The sequence below is a fragment of the Pseudomonas sp. SIMBA_041 genome (assembly GCF_046535095.1).
GTDB classification, from domain to species: Bacteria; Pseudomonadota; Gammaproteobacteria; order Pseudomonadales; family Pseudomonadaceae; genus Aquipseudomonas; species Aquipseudomonas mucoides.
Map to the genome: position 1 here is coordinate 633,404 of NZ_JAWRXJ010000001.1, position 16,525 is coordinate 649,928.

Below are 16,525 nucleotides of genomic sequence, written 5' to 3' on the forward strand. Positions count from 1 at the left end.
CCTTGATAGGACGCGGTGTTTCAGTCTGAAACACCGCGTCCTATCCATCGCGGGCAAGCCCGCTCCCACAGGATTGTCACCGTCCTTGTGGGAGCGGGCTTGCCCGCGAAGGGGCCATCACTAGCAAAGCAGCTTGACCCGATGTCCCGATAAACAAAAACGCCGCGATCCTCTCGCGGCGTTTTTGTGTCTGCTGCCTTACCCCAGGTTCTTGCCGAGCAGCGCGTGATACAGCTCGCTGTCGCCGAGAATCCCGACCACTTTGTTGTTGTCGTGAAGCACCAGTTTGTTGCCGGTCTGATAACGAATCTGCAACGCATCGCGCATGCCGATGTTCGAGTCCACCAGCGTCGGCCGACGACCCAGACCTTCCACCGCTTGCCCTGGAATCCAGTTCTGCAGGTCCAGGCTCGCGCCGTTCTGGCGGGCGCCCTTGATGGTGTTGCCTTCAGCCAGGTCCAGCCACGAATCGCCGCCCGGATCGAGGCACACCGAACCGTTGATGCGCTTGCAGTTGTCCAGCGTGCGCATCAGGCTGCGGCCGCACAACACGTTCAGCGGGTTGGTGTGCGCGACGAAGGTCCGCACGTAGTCGTCCGCCGGGTTCAGCACGATCTCTTCCGGTTTGCTGTACTGAATGATCCGGCCGTCTTTCATGATCGCAATGCGGCTGCCGAGCTTGAGGGCCTCATCGAGGTCGTGACTCACGAACACGATGGTCTTGCTCAGCTTGCGTTGCAGTTCCAGCAATTCGTCTTGCAGGCCCTGGCGGATCAGCGGGTCGAGTGCCGAGAACGGTTCGTCCATCAGCAGAATGTCGGCGTCCATCGCCAGTGCGCGGGCCAGGCCCACACGTTGCTGCATACCGCCGGAAAGCTCGTTGGGTTTCTTGTTGCGCCATTGGGTCAGGCCCACCAGCTCAAGCTTGTCGTCCACCAATGTGCGGCGTTCCTTCTCGGGACGCCCCTGCATTTCCAGGCCGAAACTGATGTTTTCACGAACGGTCAACCAAGGCATCAGGGCGAACTTCTGGAACACCATCGCAATGCGCTTGGTGCGCATCATTTTCAGTTCTGCCGGGGTGCAGGAGGCGATGTCGATCTGCTTGCCTTCGTGCTCGACGAACAGCTTGCCGCGGCTGACGGTGTTGAGGCCGTTGATGCAGCGCAGCAGGCTGGACTTGCCGGAGCCGGACAGGCCCATCAGTACGCAGATTTCACCTTTTTCGACGTCCAGGCTGGCCTTTTCCACACCAACGATCTGCCCGGTCTTTTTCAGGATCTCGTTACGGGTCATGCCTTGATCCAGCAGTTTGAGTGCCTCGCGTGGATCTTTGGAGAAGATTACGTCGACGTTATCGAAGCGAATAATGCTCATGCGTCACCCCCTACTTTGGCGTCGGGTTGTTTGCAGATACGGTCGAGCATGATCGCCAGCAATACGATCGCCAGGCCCGCTTCGAAGCCCAGGGCGATATCAGCAGTGTTCAGTGCGTTGACCACGGGTTTGCCCAGGCCGTCGGCGCCTACCAGTGCCGCGATCACCACCATCGACAGCGACAGCATGATGCACTGGGTAATGCCGGCCGCGATGCTTGGCATGGCGTGGGGCAATTCAATCCGTGAGAGCAGTTGACGTCGCGAGCAGCCAAAGGCCTTGCCAGCGTCCATCAATTCTTCCGGTACATCGCGAATGCCCAGGTAAGTCAGGCGGATAGGCGCGGCAATCGCGAACACTACCGTCGAGATCAAGCCCGGGACCACACCCAGACCGAAGAGGGTCAGGGTAGGAATGAGGTACACGAAGGTCGGTACGGTCTGCATCAGATCGAGCACCGGACGCATCAATGTGTAGAACATCGGTTTGTGCGCGGCGACGATGCCCAACGGCACGCCGATGACCACGCAGACCAGGGTGGCGAACAGCACCTGGGCGAGGGTTTCCATGGTTTCCTGCCAGTACCCCAGGTTGAGGATCAGCAGGAAGGAGGCGATGACGAAAACCGTCAGTCCCCACTTGCGTTGAATGAAGTGTGCCAGTAGTGCGATGAGGCCGATCAATGCCAGCGGGTTGAACCAGGTCAGCGCAAAAGTCACGCCGTGGATCATCGTTTCCAGTGTCACGGCGATTGCGTCGAAGGTGTTGGCGCCGTGTTGCGTCAACCATTCAACGAAGCCCGCGATGTACTGGCCTAAAGGGATTTTCTGATCAATCAGCATGGTAGTGAACGTCCGCATGCAAGGAAATAAACAGCCCGGACGGCCGAAGCCGTCCGGCGTAAGCGATTACTGCGCGAGCTTGGCTTTCACGGCCTCCAGGCCTGGTTTACCGTCAATGGTGGTCACGCCAGCGAGCCAGGTATCGAGGACCTGTGGATTCTTTTTGAGCCAGGCCTTGGCGGCCGCGTCAGGCTTCATCTTGTCGTCCAGGATGTTGCCCATCAGAGAGCTTTCCATGTCGACGGTGAATTCCAGGTTCTTCAGCAGTTGGCCGACGTTGCTGCATTCCTGGGTGTAACCCTTGCGGGTGTTGGTTGCCACGGTGGCGGCGCCGAAGTCGGGGCCGAAGAAGTCGTCACCACCGGTGAGGTACTGGATCTTGAAGCGCTTGTTCATCGGGTGCGGCGCCCAGCCGAGGAAGACCACGGCGGTGTCGCGCTTCTGCGCGCGATCGACCTGCGACAACATGCCGGCTTCGCTGGACTCGACCACTTTGAAACCAGCGTCTTTAAGGCCGAAGGCGTTCTTGTCGATCATACTCTGGATCAGGCGGTTACCGTCGTTACCTGGCTCGATGCCGTAGATCTTGCCGTCGAGCTCTTTCTTGAATTTGGCGATGTCGGCGAAGTCATGCAGCCCTTTGTCGTACAACGCTTGCGGCACGGCGAGGGTGTACTTGGCGCCGGTCAGGTTGGTGCGCACCACATCGACGGTGCCGGCATCGCGGTAGGCCTTGATGTCGTTTTCCATGGTCGGCATCCAGTTACCCAGGAAGACGTCCATGTTCTTGCCGTCGGCCAGGGACTTGTAGGTCACCGGCACGGAAATCATCGTGGTTTTGGTCTTGTAGCCGAGGGCGTCGAGCACGACGCTGGTGGTAGCGGTTGTCGCGGTAATGTCGGTCCAGCCGACATCGGAGAAGTTTACGGTACTGCACTGAGCGGGTTCTGCAGCGTGAGCCAGTAACGGCAGACTCAGCATGGCGGCCAACAACAACGACGGGGAACCTTTCATGGATGGACTCCTTGGTGTTTTTTTTGGCAGTGTTCCGACTGGACCACCGCACTTATAGGTTGCGGTTGGATGGCGTTTTGGAGACAGCTCTACCACGGCGCCTTGCAATCGAGTCGATACGATCATGTACCAGTGAAAATCTGACGCCTACAGGGTGCGTCGTAACCAGTACAGGGAGGGTCGCATCCAGTGTCGGTGACGTCGTTTACAGCTTTTTTCAGCCCTCTTTTCCCCTCTGATCCGCTAAAAAACGGCGAAAACATTGCGTCGCCGCCCTGCGGCGTTGGTGGGCATGAGTGCGTCGGTGTGAGACGTCGAACGACATGACAAAAGCCTGATGATGCGGCCATCTCGGCGGATTGCAGCTTGAGCGTAGCAGCTCCGCCACTGGGCGCCTTTGCGTCTGGAGTCGGCACATCCAGGAGTTCGGCAGTAATGGCTATCAGTGTTTTCGACCTGTTCAAAATCGGCATCGGTCCTTCCAGTTCGCACACCGTGGGGCCTATGCGGGCCGCCGCGCTGTTTGTCGAGTCGCTTCGGGACAAGCATCTACTGGAGCAGGTGCGACGGGTCGAAGTTCAACTTTATGGTTCGCTGTCGGCCACCGGCATCGGTCACGGCAGCGACAATGCCGTCATCATGGGCCTGATGGGCGAATGGCCGGATGCGATCGATCCGTCGCAAATCGGCATTCGCATCGAAACCCTGCGTGAAACCCACATGTTGCTGCTCGACGGTCGCTTGTCGGTGCCGTTCATTTGGGCGCGGGACATGCGCCTGATCGACGAAAACCTGCCGTTCCACCCCAATGCCATGACCCTGATCGTCGAAGGCGATCACGGTGAGCTGCATCGCGACACCTACTATTCCGTCGGCGGTGGTTTTGTCGTGGATGAGGCCCAGGCGTCCAGCGGCGTGGTCGATCTGGACCGCACCGTGTTGCCGTACGATTTCTCCAGCGCCGTCGAACTGTTGAGCCTGTGCCAGACGCACAACCTGCGCGTGGCTGAATTGATGATGGCGAACGAGAAGGTCTGGCGCAGTGAAGAGGAAATCCGCGCCGGTCTGATGAAGTTGTGGCGTGCCATGCAGGATTGCGTCGACCAGGGCCTCAAGCACGAAGGCATCCTGCCCGGCGGCCTGAATGTGCGCCGTCGCGCGGCGAAGTTGCACCGTAGCCTGCAGGAACTGGGCAAGCCCAATGTGATCGGCTCGACCTTGAGCGCCATGGAGTGGGTCAACCTGTTTGCGCTGGCGGTCAACGAAGAGAACGCCGCGGGTGGGCGCATGGTCACGGCGCCGACCAACGGCGCGGCGGGGATCATTCCGGCGGTGTTGCACTACTTTATGAAGTTCAGCGAGGCGGTGACGGACGCCAACGTGGTCGACTATTTCCTCAGTGCTGCGGCGGTGGGCATTCTGTGCAAGAAGAACGCCTCGATCTCCGGCGCCGAAGTCGGTTGCCAGGGCGAAGTGGGTTCGGCTTGCGCGATGGCGGCAGCGGGGCTGGCGGAGATCCTCGGTGCCACGCCGGAGCAGTTGTGCAATGCGGCGGAAATCGGCCTGGAACACAACCTCGGCCTGACATGCGATCCGGTGGGCGGGCTGGTGCAAGTGCCGTGCATCGAGCGCAACGCGATTGCCGCGGTGAAAGCGATCAACGCGGCGCAGATGGCGCTGCGTGGGGATGGTCAGCACTTTATCTCGCTGGACCGGGTGATCCGCACCATGCGTGATACCGGCGCGGATATGCATGACAAATATAAAGAGACATCGCGGGGTGGGTTGGCGGTGAGCGCGGTGGAGTGTTGAGACCGAGTTAACGCCATCGCGGGCAAGCCCGCTCCCACAGGATTTGTTGTGTATTCAAAAACTGATGCGCACCACAAATCCCTGTGGGAGCGAACTTGCTCGCGATGGCGTCAGACCAGTCAAAACTGCGCGCTAAATGAACACCCGATTCAAAACACGCCACCTTTTAGCGCGTCGCTTACAGATAAGCCCCTTTCCGAATCACAGGGATCCAAACCGGCCCTGACCACTCGTCACCCGTGCTTGCGGTGACACTCTGTCCCGGCACCTCGCAGCCCTGTTCCCACAAGTGCTACCGATTTGCTCACGCCCCGCAAGGCAGGGCGTCTATCGCCGATAATGGCACTTATATCCACCCGTCGCCGCGCGGCTTATATAGACATGTCGCGACGTCGTTTTCAGGAGTTATTGAACGCGCATTCAATTTTAGGCATGGCATTTGCTCTGTCATTACAAAGCCCGTCTCCCACGCGAGAACGATGGCAATAACAAGAGCCTCCGCCTGAGGCCATCACCCGCTTTGTGTGAGGAGATACCGCGATGACGACGTCCAACTCCGGGGCTCAACCCCAGAACCGTGCGCCTCAATCCATCGGCTTTCTGCTGTTGGACAATTTCACGCTTATTTCTCTGGCCTCCGCAGTTGAACCCCTGCGCATGGCCAACCAATTGTCCGGCCGCGAGCTGTATCGCTGGTCCACACTCACCGTCGATGGTGGCCAGGTCTGGGCCAGTGACGGTCTGCAGATCACCCCCGACTGCTCCATGCACAAAGCCCCACCCCTGGACACCATCATCGTCTGCGGCGGTATCGGCATCCAGCGCACCGTTACCCGTGAACACGTGTCGTGGCTGCAAAGCCAGGCGCGTCAGTCCCGTCGCCTCGGCGCGGTCTGCACCGGCAGCTGGGCCCTGGCCTGCGCCGGCCTGCTGGACGGTTTCGATTGCAGCGTGCACTGGGAATGCCTGGCCTCGATGCAGGAAGCTTTCCCGCGTGTGGCCATGAGTACCCGCTTGTTCACCCTCGACCGTAACCGTTTCACCAGCTCCGGCGGCACCGCGCCACTGGACATGATGCTGCACCTGATCAGCCGCGATCACGGCCGTGAACTGTCCGCCGCGATCTCGGAAATGTTTGTCTACGAACGCATCCGCAACGAGCAGGACCATCAGCGTGTGCCACTCAAGCACATGCTCGGGACCAACCAGCCGAAATTGCAGGAAATCGTTGCGCTGATGGAAGCCAATCTGGAAGAGCCGATCGACCTCGACGAACTGGCGGTGTACGTCGCCGTTTCGCGTCGACAGCTTGAGCGCCTGTTCCAGAAATACCTGCACTGCTCGCCGTCGCGCTACTACCTGAAGCTGCGCCTGATCCGCGCCCGGCAGTTGCTCAAGCAAACGCCGATGTCGATCATCGAAGTGGCATCGGTGTGCGGTTTCGTGTCGACGCCGCACTTCTCCAAGTGCTACCGCGAATACTTCGGCATTCCGCCGCGTGACGAGCGCGTAGGTTCCAACACCACGCAACAGGTGGCGATGATGCCGCTGCCGCAAGCACTGGTGCTGTCGCCATTGTCGGGGCCGTTGTCGGCGTTGAGTCAGGCGCGTAACGAGTCGACTTTCGCTAGCGTACGGCTCTAGACCGCGCTGGCTTCATCGCGGGCAAGCCCGGCTTCTACAGGATCACGCTGTACTGTAGGAGCCGGGCTTGCCCGCGATGGCGGTTTATCAGGTTCTAGGGCTCTGTTGATACTCCGCCAACGCTGGCAGCAATTGCCTGTCGATCGCCTGACGCACTGCCGGCAGGATGGTCGCGCTGCTGGTGTACATATTCTTGACCATCTTGCGCAGTTCATATGCCCGGGCATCGTCCAATCCCCTTACCGCACACTCGCAAGCCTGTTCGGCTGTGGCACCGCTCGGCACTTGAAAACCCAACGATTTCAGCTGGCCCAACAGGTCTTCCTGGTCGATCAAATCGGCGTACATCATGACGCAATCCTTCTTCAGGGAACGGTGTCTTGGCTCGATTCTGGTAGGGGGACGAAGTGGCGGCAAGGGCGATTTGTCGCAATGGCCGCAATACCTATGAGCATGTCGTTTTCGGCTAACTTGTGAATCAAGGGAGTGGGCACACTGGACTCAGCTGGCAACACGAAGGTTTGGTCACCCTCGCGCAACGGCTCCTCAACAGTACCCTCCTCAGCTCCGATCCTGTCACGGCTTGATCGGGGTTTTTTTTGCCTGTGAATCAGGGCGGGATGGGGTGTCTGGATTTAAGCCATCGCGAGCAGGCTCACGCCTACACTCAACCGTATTCCTCTGAAAGAACCCGGTCAACGGCAGGAGTGAGCCTGCTCGCGATGAACGATGACGCGGTCTAGCGTTGCAACACCAGGATCCGCGACAACAACTCATCACGGTCGACATAGCACCCCTGAAAATGCCGGGCGCCACTGGCGGGATCAAACGCATTGCGCGCATGCAGCGTACGACGGTTATCAAAACACCACAGCTCGCCCGGATTCAGCCGCGTCATCACCCGAAACCGTGCTTCCCGAGTCATCGCGATGAACCGCCGGTAAGCGTGATACAGCCCGGGCATCTGCTCCACCGACGCATCAAACGGTCCGCGCAGGAAGTTCGCCATGCGGATTTCCGACACCTGCCCCCGTGCATCCAGCGCGATGATCGGCGCCAGGCAACGGTAGTCGCTGTGACGGTCCTTGTTGCGGAACTCCACAGGGATTTCACAGAGACTTTTAAACGCCTCGGGGTCCTCATTGCGCAAGGCATCGGCGATGGCAAAACCGTCGACAAAAATACTCTCGCCACCGTCGGCATCATTGACCAGGCAATGCAGGAATTGCAGCCCTGGTTGCAGCTCCCGGGTCGGCAGATCGCTGTGCAACGGCAGGTTGAAAGCGGTGTAGGCATTGCTGTCGGCATCGGCCTTGGATTGCACGTTGAACAGCACGCCGAAATTGCTCTCGCGGATGAAGGAAATCCGCTGGGCGATCAGCTTCAGCGAGCCCGGTTCAGTGGGTACGCCGCGCACTTGAGTCAGGCCGATATCGCGCACTGCCAGTAGCCATTGCAGCAGGGCGTCGTTGTCATTCATCAATGCCTGGTAATCGAACACCGGCAGCTGCAAATCCTGCTGCCACAGCCTGGCCTTGGGTTTACGCGCCTCCCGTTCGGCGCGGGATTCATCGTCATAGGCATGGGCGCGCAGCCAGCCGGGGTCGAAGCGGCTGAGATGGCCGTCCTGCCAATCGACGCAGAGACAACCTTCAGCATCGACGCGAGAGTCGGAGGGCAACAGGGTTTCGGCGACATCGACGATTTCCAGCACTTGCTCGCGGGTCACGGTATAGACGCATTGCGGGCAGGGGCAGTTGTCGCGCAACCACTGATGATGAAAGGGGCTGACGCGACCGTCCGCCCAGCTCACTTGAATTCGGTCCGCCAGGGTGTGCACGGCGGTCAACGCGCTGATCAACGGGTAGGTACGGAAGTCGGCAAAAGCGGCGGCGGTGTTCAATGGCGATCTCCTTGTTATTTTTTTTGGGGTAAAGCGATCACTCGACCAATGTACTCGGGGGTGGGCAAGTCAGTCTGCTCGGCGACGATGGCTTGCAGCTTGCTCAGCGACAGTTCACTGAAGGGCGCGGATCGCGGCCCGGCAAGGTCGACGTGCAGCAACATTTGCTCGTTGCCGGCCAGCTCCTTGTCGTCACCGACCCGATGCAGGCTGTGGTAGAGGTGCAGGCGTTTGCTGTCGTGACCGATGATTTGCGTGTGCACTTCGACGTCGGCGTCGAGCTTCACTTCGTGCAGGTAATTGAGGTGCAGTTCGAGGGTGAACAGCGAGTGGCCGCTGGCTTCGCGGTTGTTGCTGTCGAGCCCTAAGCGATCCATCAGCGCGTCGGTGGCGTAGCTGAAGATCAGCAAGTAGAAAGCGTCGCGCAGGTGGCCGTTGTAGTCGACCCAGTCGGGGATGATGCGTGTTTGGTAGGTGGTGAGGGTGGGCATGATGAGGATCCAGAATATAGGGTGATCGGGCTGCCGCTATCGCGAGCAAGCTCGCTCCCACAAGGACTGCGCAAAACCTGTGGGAGCGAGCTTGCTCGCGATGGGGCCAGTCCTGCCAGTTCATTACTCGCTGAAGGCCATCCCATGCTTTTCTTTGGTGGTCTTCACCGCTTCCAGCACCGCCAGCAGGCAATCATCACGATAGCGCTCCAGCGCCGAAATGCTGTGCGTGCCCAACTGATCAGTGGTGCCATCCACCACATCATCGATCAATTTGTCGGTCAGCTCCGGCGCTGGCAAATAGGTCCACGGCAACTGCAACGCCGGACCGAACTGCGCCATGAAGTGGCGCATCCCGGCGTCACCGCCGGCCAGCGTGTAGGTCAGGAACGTGCCCATGAATGACCAGCGCAACCCCGCGCCAAACCGAATCGCGTCGTCGATTTCACCGGTGGTTGCCACGCCGTCGTTCACCAGGTGCAGCGCCTCACGCCAGAGCGCTTCGAGCAAGCGGTCGGCGATAAAGCCGGGCACTTCCTTGCGCACATGCAGTGGACGCATGCCTAGGGATTCATACACTTTCATCGCCGCTTGAACGGCTTCGGGCGCAGTGTTTTTGCCACCGACCACTTCCACCAGCGGCAGCAGGTAGACCGGGTTGAACGGGTGCCCGACCACACAGCGTTCCGGGTGGGTTGCGCTCTCGTAGAACTCGCTTGGCAACAGGCCAGAAGTACTCGAGCCGATCAAGGCATTGGGCTTGGCGGCGGCGCTGATTTTGCTGTGCAGTTCCAGTTTAAGATCGAGGCGCTCGGGGGCGCTTTCCTGGATGAAATCGGCGTCGCGTACGCATTCTTCAATCGTCGCGACAAAGCGCAGGCGATCCTGAGAAGCACCAGGCGCCAAGCCTTGTTTCTCCAGTGCGCCCCACGCGTTGGCGACGCGTTTGCGCAGGGCGGCTTCGGCACCGGGCGCCGGGTCCCAGGCGATCACGTCAAGGCCATGGGCGAGCGCGCGGGACACCCAGCCGCTGCCGATGACACCGCTGCCCAGGGCTGCGAAGGTTTTGATTTCGGTGATAAAAGTCATGGCGACGTCCTGAAAGAATTCGGTGGTCCCGTAGGAGCCGAGCTTGCTCGCGATGGCGTCGGTAAATCCGGCACATTTTTGCGGCCGGGATACCGCAATCGCGAGCAAGCTCGGCTCCTACAGAGAGAGGGTTCGTGTTAACCGCGCTTGGTCAGGCCCATTTTTTCCCGGCCTTGCGCCGGCGTCAGAACCCGGGCGCCGAGGCGGCTGAGGATTTCGCCGGCGCGTTCGACCAGTTGGCCGTTGGTCGCCAGTACACCCTTGTCCAGCCAGATGTTGTCTTCCAGACCCACCCGAACGTTGCCGCCGAGCAGCACCGCTTGCGCTGCCATCGGCATCTGCATGCGACCGATACCAAAGCCTGCCCACACGGCATTGGCCGGCAGGTTGTCGACCATGGCTTTCATGGTGGTGGTGTCGGCCGGTGCGCCCCACGGGATGCCCAGGCACAGCTGGAACAACGGGTCGTCGAGCAGGCCTTCCTTGATCAACTGCTTGGCGAACCACAGGTGACCGGTGTCGAAGATTTCCAGCTCGGCTTTCACGCCCAGCTCTTGAATGCGTTTGGCGCCGGCACGTAGCTGGGCCGGGGTGGACACGTAAATGGTGTCGCCATCGCCGAAGTTCAGGGTGCCGCAATCGAGGGTGCAGATTTCCGGCAGCAGCTCTTCGACGTGGGCCAGGCGGGTCAGCGGCCCGACCAGGTCGGTGTTCGGGCCGAACTCCATCGGGTTCTCGCCGGCACCGATTTCCAGGTCGCCGCCCATGCCGGCGGTGAGGTTGACGATGATGTCAACGTCGGCCTCGCGAATGCGCTCCATCACTTCACGGTACAACGCCACGTCACGGCTGAACTTGCCGGTTTCGGGGTTGCGCACGTGGCAGTGGACCACGGTGGCACCGGCCTTGGCGGCTTCCACGGCGGCGGCGGCGATTTGTTTCGGGGTGACCGGCACGTGTGGGCTCTTGCTGGTCGTGTCGCCAGCACCGGTGAGTGCGCAGGTGATGATGACGTCGTGGTTCATGAGGCGGTTCCTTACAGGCGAGTGTTTTTCAGGAGAAAAGCCGGACGTAATAGTCCCGTTCGCAGCCCGCTCGGGCTGCGAATCGGTGGTTCGGTTCCAGGATTTATTTACTGGTCAGTTGCAGGTTTTCAGCCGCTGGTTTGCCATCGAAGGTGGTCACGCCTTCGAGCCAGCGCTGCTTGTCTTGCGGGTGATCTTTCAGCCATTGCTTGGCCGACTCGAAGGCGTCCTTGTGATCCAGCAGCGGCTGCATCATCCGGCTCTCGTCTTCGGCGGTGTAGGTCAGGTTGCTCAGCAAGCGACCGATGTTCGGGCACTGCTCGGCGTATTTCGGCGCGGTGACGGTCCAGACCGTGGCCATGCCTTCGTTTGGACCGAGGGCGTCGTCACTGCCGGTGAGGTAGGTCATCTTCACGTTGACGTTCATCGGGTGCGGCGCCCAGCCGAAGAACACCACGGCCTCGTTGCGGCGCACGGCGCGATCCACGGCGGCCAGCATGCCGGCTTCGCTGGACTCGACCAGCTGGAATTTGCCGAGGCCGAACTGGTTCTTGGCGATCATCGCCTTGATCTGGGTGTTGGCGCCCGAGCCAGGCTCGATGCCGTAAATCTTGCCGCCCAGTTCCTTCTCGAACTTGGCGATGTCGGCGAAGGTTTTCAGGCCCTTGTCGGCGAGGTACGTCGGTACGGCGAGGGTCGCGCGAGCGTCTTTCAGGCTCGGGGCTTGCAGCACTTTGACCTGGTTGCCATCGACGAACGGGGTGATGGTCTGGGTCATCAGCGGGTTCCAGTAGCCGAGGAACAAGTCCAGGCGCTGGTCGCGGATCCCGGCGAAGATGATTTGCTGGGACGCGCTGGTTTGTTTGGTGTTGTAGCCGAGGCCATCGAGCAGGACCTGGGTCATGGCGCTGGTGGCGATTACATCGGTCCAGTTCACTACGCCCATGCGTACGTTCTGGCACGATGCGGGTTCGGCGGCCATGACGCTGGCGCTCAGCAAAGCGGTACCACTGAGTGCAAGAACACAGCTGCTGATCAGTCGTTTCATCTCAGGTTCCTCGGCAGTTCGTTTATTGTGAGTTCCGGTGTCTGATGCGCCGGTGATGCCAAGTTACGCAGCTAAGCCCCCATGAAAGCGCACCACGGCGACCAGCTCTTGCACTGCAGCGACCTGTCCTCTTGAATGCCGCTTGCAAGTGGCGTATCAACGTCAAACGCTACCCGCCCTGACATTACCCGCCTATCGAGTGCGCTCCATGTCCCAGGATTTCTACTTCTTGTTGATGCCGGGTTTCTCGGCGATTGGATTTATCTCGGCCATCGAGCCGCTGCGGGTCGCCAATCGCTTTCGCGGCGAGCTGTATCGCTGGCATGTATTGAGCGCCGACGGCGGGGCGGTGCTGGCCAGCAACGGCATGTCGGTCAACGCCGACGCGGCGCTGGAGCCGCTGAAGAAAGGTGCAACCCTGTTGGTGGTCGCCGGTTTCGAACCGCTGAAATTCGCCACCCCGGCGCTGGAACACTGGTTGCGCCGGCTGGACAACGAAGGCGTGACCCTCGGCGCCATCGACACCGGCAGCTTCATTCTCGCCGAGGCCGGCCTGCTCGACGGCCATCGCCTGACGCTGCACTGGGAAGCCATCGACGCGTTCAAGGAATCGTATCCACAGCTGAGCGTCACCCAGGAGCTGTTCGAAATCGACCGCCGCCGCATCACCTCGGCCGGCGGCACCGCCTCCATCGACCTGATGCTCGACCTGATCGCCCAGGCCCATGGCCCGGAGCTGGCGATCCAGGTCAGCGAACAATTCGTGCTCGGGCGCATCCGCCCGCGCAAAGACCACCAGCGCATGGAAGTCGCCACGCGCTATGGCATCAGCAACAAGAAGTTGGTGCATGTGATTGGGGAGATGGAGCAGCACAGCGAACCGCCGCTGAGTACGCTTGAGTTAGCCGAATCGATCAAGGTGACGCGGCGCCAGTTGGAGCGCCTGTTTCGGTTGCACCTGAACGACACGCCGAGCAATTTCTACCTGCGCTTGCGGCTGGAGAAGGCCCGGCAGTTGCTGCGACAGACGGACATGAGTGTGCTGGAGGTGAGCATTGCGTGCGGTTTTGAATCGCCGTCGTATTTCACCCGCAGCTATCGGGCGAAGTTTGCGCGGTGCCCGCGCGAGGATCGCCGACGGCTAGGGGATGGGCGAGAGCTGGTCTGAGCACAGATTCCAACAACAAGAAAACCTGTGGGAGCGAGGCTGCTCGCGAATGCAATCTGTCAGCCGCCATTGATGTCGACTGACCCACCGCTTTCGCGAGCAGGCTCGCTCCCACAGTTATGATTTGGTGTGGATCTTATTTCTTCATTAAAGCCGAGCAGGCTGCTTTGTAGGCTTCATGCTGATACTTGTTCAGCGTCGCCGGCAGTTCCACGTTGTGCTTCTTGCTCTGCGCATTGATCGTCTGCGGCGACAGCAGCGTCACCTCGCAATTTTCCAGCAGCTGAAACACACCCTCGATCTTGAACGTGGTCGGTCCACCGGCGAACTCGCCTTTCTTGCTGCGCTTCTTGATCGCGATCCGGTCGATGGAGTTCTCGCGTACAAACGACGCCACCTGAGCGGCGAAGACTTTGACGTTCGCGGCTTCGTCGTCATCGTCGAGGGCGATTTTCTTGGTGGGCAGGGCTACGTGACTCAGCGTCTGACCGTCCAGGGACGCGACGGCAATGATCGCTTCGCTGCCTTTGATTTCGATGCCGCAGATTTTCATTTCGATCCCTTTCACAAATGGTTGTGTGCAGCCTACAGCTCAAGTTGATTAGCCGTGATGCCAAACGCCGCGGCAATTTTCTCGCGGGTGGCCTTGCGAGGCTTCGCTACAGTCTCTTGCTGGGCAAAAGCAGGTTGAGAAATGCCCATGCGTTTGGCCACCTCATCCTGTGTAAGGTTCAGGTGCTCACGCCAGGCGCGAATCGGCGTCGCGCCATCGACGATGCGGCTGACCACTTCATGGGGAATCAGATCGGGCTCAATCTTCTGCGCCACATATTGCGCATAGGGAATGACCACAAACGCAGGATTCCCCTCTGCGTCATTGATGATTTGAACGTCAGTAGGTGCGTTCATCGCGTTTTTTGACCTCTTGAATACTGACCACTTTGATTGCGCCATCCCAGTCGAACATAACTCGATAGTTACCCACTCGAAGTCGATAGGCGTAGTCATGACCGACCAGTGCTTTGACATTGCCTATATCAGGCATGTCAGTCAGCACCGTGACGGCATCACGAACCTGGATCTGGTGAACGGAATGCAATTTCAGAAGCTGCTTAACGGCCTTTCGAGTCCAGTGAATGCTGTTCATGGGAGAATATAAGTCTTTTATAAGATTTTCCAATCGTTACTTATATTTCTCTCTCGGCCAATTAACGAAGCATGTCGGGATGTTACCCAGGCAATAGGGTCTGCTGCGAGGTGTAGGGAGTGCTGTAGGTTCAGTCAGCAAGGTTTGTAGGAAACAGCATCTCTTGAGAATCGAAAGCCGGCGAAGGTGCCAGCTTCTGACGGAAATACAGCGTCACTCCTGCCCAATCGACTCCAAAAACTCCGACCGCTCATCACTCATCCGCGCCACGCAATCATTCTGCGCAATGGTGAATGCCTTGCTACCACTGGTCGCCGGAAACGCTTCAACCGCGCAATCCGCATCCCGGGTCTTCAGCCATTGCTGTTGGGCGGCTTTGAGTTTGGCGGTGATGTCGGCCAGTTGTGCCGGGTTCTTGCCGTAGGCCGTTTGCATGCGTTCGGCCAGGCCCTGGTAGTTTTCTTTGAGCAGGTCTTCGGCGGTGGTTCGGCTAAAGGCCGAGCATTCGAGGGTCTGGACGTCGTTTTCGACTTTGTCGCAGGGGTTGTCGTCGGACTCTTCTGCCGCGTGTACGCCGGTCGCTATCAGTGCCAGAGCCAGGAAGATCGATTTCATTGCGTCGCCGCCTCAATCCAATAGTGCATTCAGTAATGCCGCGAATTCTGGCCCATGCGCAGGCCCTTGAACAGGTGGGCAATCGTGCCTCGCGGCGACCCTTTGTCGCGGATTGACGCTTTCGGCAAACCCCCTGTCGTTTTTGCACCCGGCTGCCCCGTCCCTCAGGCATATGCTGGCCCCAAAGCGCCGGCACACGATTCGGCGCATGAATTGCTAATAGGGGACAGCCTGATGAGCCCAGCCGAATTGCACGCCGACAGTATCGTTATCGACGGGCTGATTATCGCCAAGTGGAACCGTGAACTGTTCGAAGACATGCGCAAGGGCGGTCTGACCGCAGCCAACTGCACCGTGTCGGTGTGGGAGGGCTTCCAGGCCACCGTCAATAATATCGCCGCCAGTCAGAAGCTGATCCGCGAGAACAGCGACCTGGTGATTCCGGTGCGCACCACCGCCGACATCCGTAAGGCCAAGGAGCAGGGCAAGACCGGCATCCTGTTCGGCTTCCAGAATGCTCACGCGTTTGAAGACCAGATCGGCTATGTCGAGGTGTTCAAGCAGCTCGGCGTCGGCATTGTGCAGATGTGCTACAACACCCAGAACCTGGTGGGCACCGGTTGCTACGAGCGCGATGGCGGCCTGTCGGGTTTCGGCCGTGAAATCGTCGCCGAGATGAACCGTGTGGGCGTCATGTGCGACCTGTCCCACGTCGGCTCGAAAACCTCCGAAGAAGTCATTCTCGAATCGAAGAAGCCAGTGTGCTACTCGCACTGCCTGCCGTCGGGCCTGAAAATCCACCCGCGCAACAAGTCCGACGATGAACTGAAGTTCATCGCCGATCACGGCGGTTTCGTCGGCGTGACCATGTTTGCGCCGTTCCTGGCCAAGGGCATCGATTCGACCATCGACGACTACGCCGAAGCCATCGAATACACCATGAACATCGTCGGCGAAGACGCCATCGGCATCGGCACCGACTTCACTCAGGGCCATGGCCAGGACTTCTTCGAATACCTGACCCATGACAAGGGCTACGCCCGCCGCCTGACCAGCTTCGGCAAGATCATCAACCCGCTGGGCATCCGCACCGTCGGCGAGTTCCCGAACCTGACCGAAACCTTGCTCAAGCGCGGTCATTCCGAGCGCGTGGTGCGCAAGATCATGGGCGAGAACTGGGTCAACGTCCTCAAAGATGTCTGGGGCGAGTAAACCCCTTTCAAACAACGATTCCTGTAGCAGCTGCCGAGGTACGAGGCTGCGTTGCGGTCCGCAGGACCGCCCTCGGGGGCCGCTTCGCAGCCCAACGCAGCCTCGCAGGCTCGACAGCTGCTACGGGACAACAGCACA

The 16,525-nt window shown here is 59.7% G+C and carries 17 protein-coding genes; 4 read left to right on the forward strand and 13 right to left on the reverse strand.

What is annotated here, in order from left to right; genetic code table 11:
* Positions 1-198: 198 nt before the first annotated feature.
* The 3 genes from choV to SB725_RS02975 all read right to left on the reverse strand — a co-directional run bounded on the left by choV (position 199) and on the right by SB725_RS02975 (position 3,233).
* Positions 199-1,377: a choline ABC transporter ATP-binding protein gene (gene choV, locus SB725_RS02965; RefSeq protein ID WP_027926638.1), complete on the reverse strand. Its 1,179-nt coding sequence runs from the start codon at positions 1,375-1,377 to the stop codon at positions 199-201.
* Entirely contained in the window at positions 1,374-2,219 is an 846-nt protein-coding gene (gene choW / locus SB725_RS02970; RefSeq protein WP_027926639.1) for a choline ABC transporter permease subunit, read from the reverse strand. The genes choV and choW overlap by 4 nt, the downstream gene beginning before the upstream one ends.
* A gap of 66 nt (positions 2,220-2,285) precedes the next feature.
* A complete protein-coding gene (locus SB725_RS02975; RefSeq protein ID WP_027926640.1) occupies positions 2,286-3,233 on the reverse strand; it encodes a choline ABC transporter substrate-binding protein in 948 nt (315 codons plus the stop codon).
* A 435-nt stretch (positions 3,234-3,668) separates the two neighbouring features.
* Between SB725_RS02975 and SB725_RS02980 the strand changes: the two genes are divergently transcribed.
* Together SB725_RS02980 and SB725_RS02985 are read left to right on the forward strand one after the other, a co-directional pair.
* Positions 3,669-5,045 (forward strand): L-serine ammonia-lyase, encoded by a 1,377-nt coding sequence (locus SB725_RS02980; protein ID WP_027926641.1) that lies wholly within the window; start codon positions 3,669-3,671, stop codon positions 5,043-5,045.
* 540 nt (positions 5,046-5,585) lie between these two features.
* A complete protein-coding gene (locus SB725_RS02985) occupies positions 5,586-6,689 on the forward strand; it encodes a GlxA family transcriptional regulator (RefSeq protein WP_027926642.1) in 1,104 nt (367 codons plus the stop codon).
* Between the two features lie 87 nt (positions 6,690-6,776).
* Here SB725_RS02985 and SB725_RS02990 read toward each other — a convergent pair whose 3' ends face one another.
* The 6 genes from SB725_RS02990 to choX form a co-directional block, all read right to left on the reverse strand.
* Positions 6,777-7,040 carry a hypothetical protein gene (locus SB725_RS02990; protein WP_027926643.1) on the reverse strand — a complete coding sequence of 88 codons (264 nt, stop codon included), beginning with the start codon at positions 7,038-7,040 and terminating at the stop codon, positions 6,777-6,779.
* 388 nt (positions 7,041-7,428) lie between these two features.
* A complete protein-coding gene (locus tag SB725_RS02995; RefSeq protein WP_027926644.1) occupies positions 7,429-8,592 on the reverse strand; it encodes a gamma-butyrobetaine dioxygenase in 1,164 nt (387 codons plus the stop codon).
* A gap of 14 nt (positions 8,593-8,606) precedes the next feature.
* Entirely contained in the window at positions 8,607-9,083 is a 477-nt protein-coding gene (locus SB725_RS03000; RefSeq protein WP_027926645.1) for a thioesterase family protein, read from the reverse strand.
* A gap of 123 nt (positions 9,084-9,206) precedes the next feature.
* Complete coding sequence (locus tag SB725_RS03005; protein ID WP_027926646.1) at positions 9,207-10,172, reverse strand: L-carnitine dehydrogenase; 966 nt, start codon at positions 10,170-10,172, stop codon at positions 9,207-9,209.
* 137 nt (positions 10,173-10,309) lie between these two features.
* On the reverse strand, positions 10,310-11,197 hold the full coding sequence (locus SB725_RS03010; RefSeq protein ID WP_027926647.1) for a 3-keto-5-aminohexanoate cleavage protein: 888 nt from the start codon (positions 11,195-11,197) through the stop codon (positions 10,310-10,312).
* A gap of 103 nt (positions 11,198-11,300) precedes the next feature.
* Positions 11,301-12,245 carry a choline ABC transporter substrate-binding protein gene (gene choX / locus SB725_RS03015; RefSeq protein WP_027926648.1) on the reverse strand — a complete coding sequence of 315 codons (945 nt, stop codon included), beginning with the start codon at positions 12,243-12,245 and terminating at the stop codon, positions 11,301-11,303.
* 208 nt (positions 12,246-12,453) lie between these two features.
* Here choX and SB725_RS03020 point away from each other — a divergent pair, with 208 nt between their 5' ends.
* Positions 12,454-13,413, forward strand: a complete 960-nt coding sequence (locus SB725_RS03020; RefSeq protein WP_027926649.1) for a GlxA family transcriptional regulator — start codon at positions 12,454-12,456, stop codon at positions 13,411-13,413.
* A gap of 136 nt (positions 13,414-13,549) precedes the next feature.
* Here the strand turns inward: SB725_RS03020 and SB725_RS03025 are convergent, their stop codons facing one another.
* The 4 genes from SB725_RS03025 to SB725_RS03040 all read right to left on the reverse strand — a co-directional run bounded on the left by SB725_RS03025 (position 13,550) and on the right by SB725_RS03040 (position 15,175).
* The gene (locus SB725_RS03025) at positions 13,550-13,966 is read right to left on the reverse strand and encodes a DUF3010 family protein (RefSeq protein WP_027926650.1); all 417 of its coding nucleotides are present in this window, start codon (positions 13,964-13,966) and stop codon (positions 13,550-13,552) included.
* Between the two features lie 32 nt (positions 13,967-13,998).
* On the reverse strand, positions 13,999-14,322 hold the full coding sequence (locus SB725_RS03030) for a helix-turn-helix domain-containing protein (protein ID WP_027926651.1): 324 nt from the start codon (positions 14,320-14,322) through the stop codon (positions 13,999-14,001).
* The gene (locus SB725_RS03035; protein ID WP_027926652.1) at positions 14,306-14,560 is read right to left on the reverse strand and encodes a type II toxin-antitoxin system RelE family toxin; all 255 of its coding nucleotides are present in this window, start codon (positions 14,558-14,560) and stop codon (positions 14,306-14,308) included. The genes SB725_RS03030 and SB725_RS03035 overlap by 17 nt, the downstream gene beginning before the upstream one ends.
* 213 nt (positions 14,561-14,773) lie before the next feature.
* Complete coding sequence (locus SB725_RS03040) at positions 14,774-15,175, reverse strand: lysozyme inhibitor LprI family protein (protein WP_027926653.1); 402 nt, start codon at positions 15,173-15,175, stop codon at positions 14,774-14,776.
* Positions 15,176-15,409: 234 nt separating this feature from the next.
* Here SB725_RS03040 and SB725_RS03045 point away from each other — a divergent pair, with 234 nt between their 5' ends.
* A complete protein-coding gene (locus SB725_RS03045) occupies positions 15,410-16,387 on the forward strand; it encodes a dipeptidase (RefSeq protein WP_410921245.1) in 978 nt (325 codons plus the stop codon).
* Positions 16,388-16,525 lie beyond the last annotated feature (138 nt).

Bases quoted from the DNA above. Each gene is read 5' to 3' on its own strand.
- choV (WP_027926638.1), bottom strand. From the start codon at position 1,377: ATGAGCATTATTCGCTTCGATAACGTCGACGTAATCTTCTCCAAAGAT.
- choW (WP_027926639.1), bottom strand. From the start codon at position 2,219: ATGCTGATTGATCAGAAAATCCCTTTAGGCCAGTACATCGCGGGCTTC.
- SB725_RS02975 (WP_027926640.1), bottom strand. From the start codon at position 3,233: ATGAAAGGTTCCCCGTCGTTGTTGTTGGCCGCCATGCTGAGTCTGCCG.
- SB725_RS02980 (WP_027926641.1), top strand. From the start codon at position 3,669: ATGGCTATCAGTGTTTTCGACCTGTTCAAAATCGGCATCGGTCCTTCC.
- SB725_RS02985 (WP_027926642.1), top strand. From the start codon at position 5,586: ATGACGACGTCCAACTCCGGGGCTCAACCCCAGAACCGTGCGCCTCAA.
- SB725_RS02990 (WP_027926643.1), bottom strand. From the start codon at position 7,040: ATGATGTACGCCGATTTGATCGACCAGGAAGACCTGTTGGGCCAGCTG.
- SB725_RS03000 (WP_027926645.1), bottom strand. From the start codon at position 9,083: ATGCCCACCCTCACCACCTACCAAACACGCATCATCCCCGACTGGGTC.
- SB725_RS03005 (WP_027926646.1), bottom strand. From the start codon at position 10,172: ATGACTTTTATCACCGAAATCAAAACCTTCGCAGCCCTGGGCAGCGGT.
- SB725_RS03010 (WP_027926647.1), bottom strand. From the start codon at position 11,197: ATGAACCACGACGTCATCATCACCTGCGCACTCACCGGTGCTGGCGAC.
- choX (WP_027926648.1), bottom strand. From the start codon at position 12,245: ATGAAACGACTGATCAGCAGCTGTGTTCTTGCACTCAGTGGTACCGCT.
- SB725_RS03020 (WP_027926649.1), top strand. From the start codon at position 12,454: ATGTCCCAGGATTTCTACTTCTTGTTGATGCCGGGTTTCTCGGCGATT.
- SB725_RS03025 (WP_027926650.1), bottom strand. From the start codon at position 13,966: ATGAAAATCTGCGGCATCGAAATCAAAGGCAGCGAAGCGATCATTGCC.
- SB725_RS03030 (WP_027926651.1), bottom strand. From the start codon at position 14,322: ATGAACGCACCTACTGACGTTCAAATCATCAATGACGCAGAGGGGAAT.
- SB725_RS03035 (WP_027926652.1), bottom strand. From the start codon at position 14,560: ATGAACAGCATTCACTGGACTCGAAAGGCCGTTAAGCAGCTTCTGAAA.
- SB725_RS03040 (WP_027926653.1), bottom strand. From the start codon at position 15,175: ATGAAATCGATCTTCCTGGCTCTGGCACTGATAGCGACCGGCGTACAC.
- SB725_RS03045 (WP_410921245.1), top strand. From the start codon at position 15,410: ATGAGCCCAGCCGAATTGCACGCCGACAGTATCGTTATCGACGGGCTG.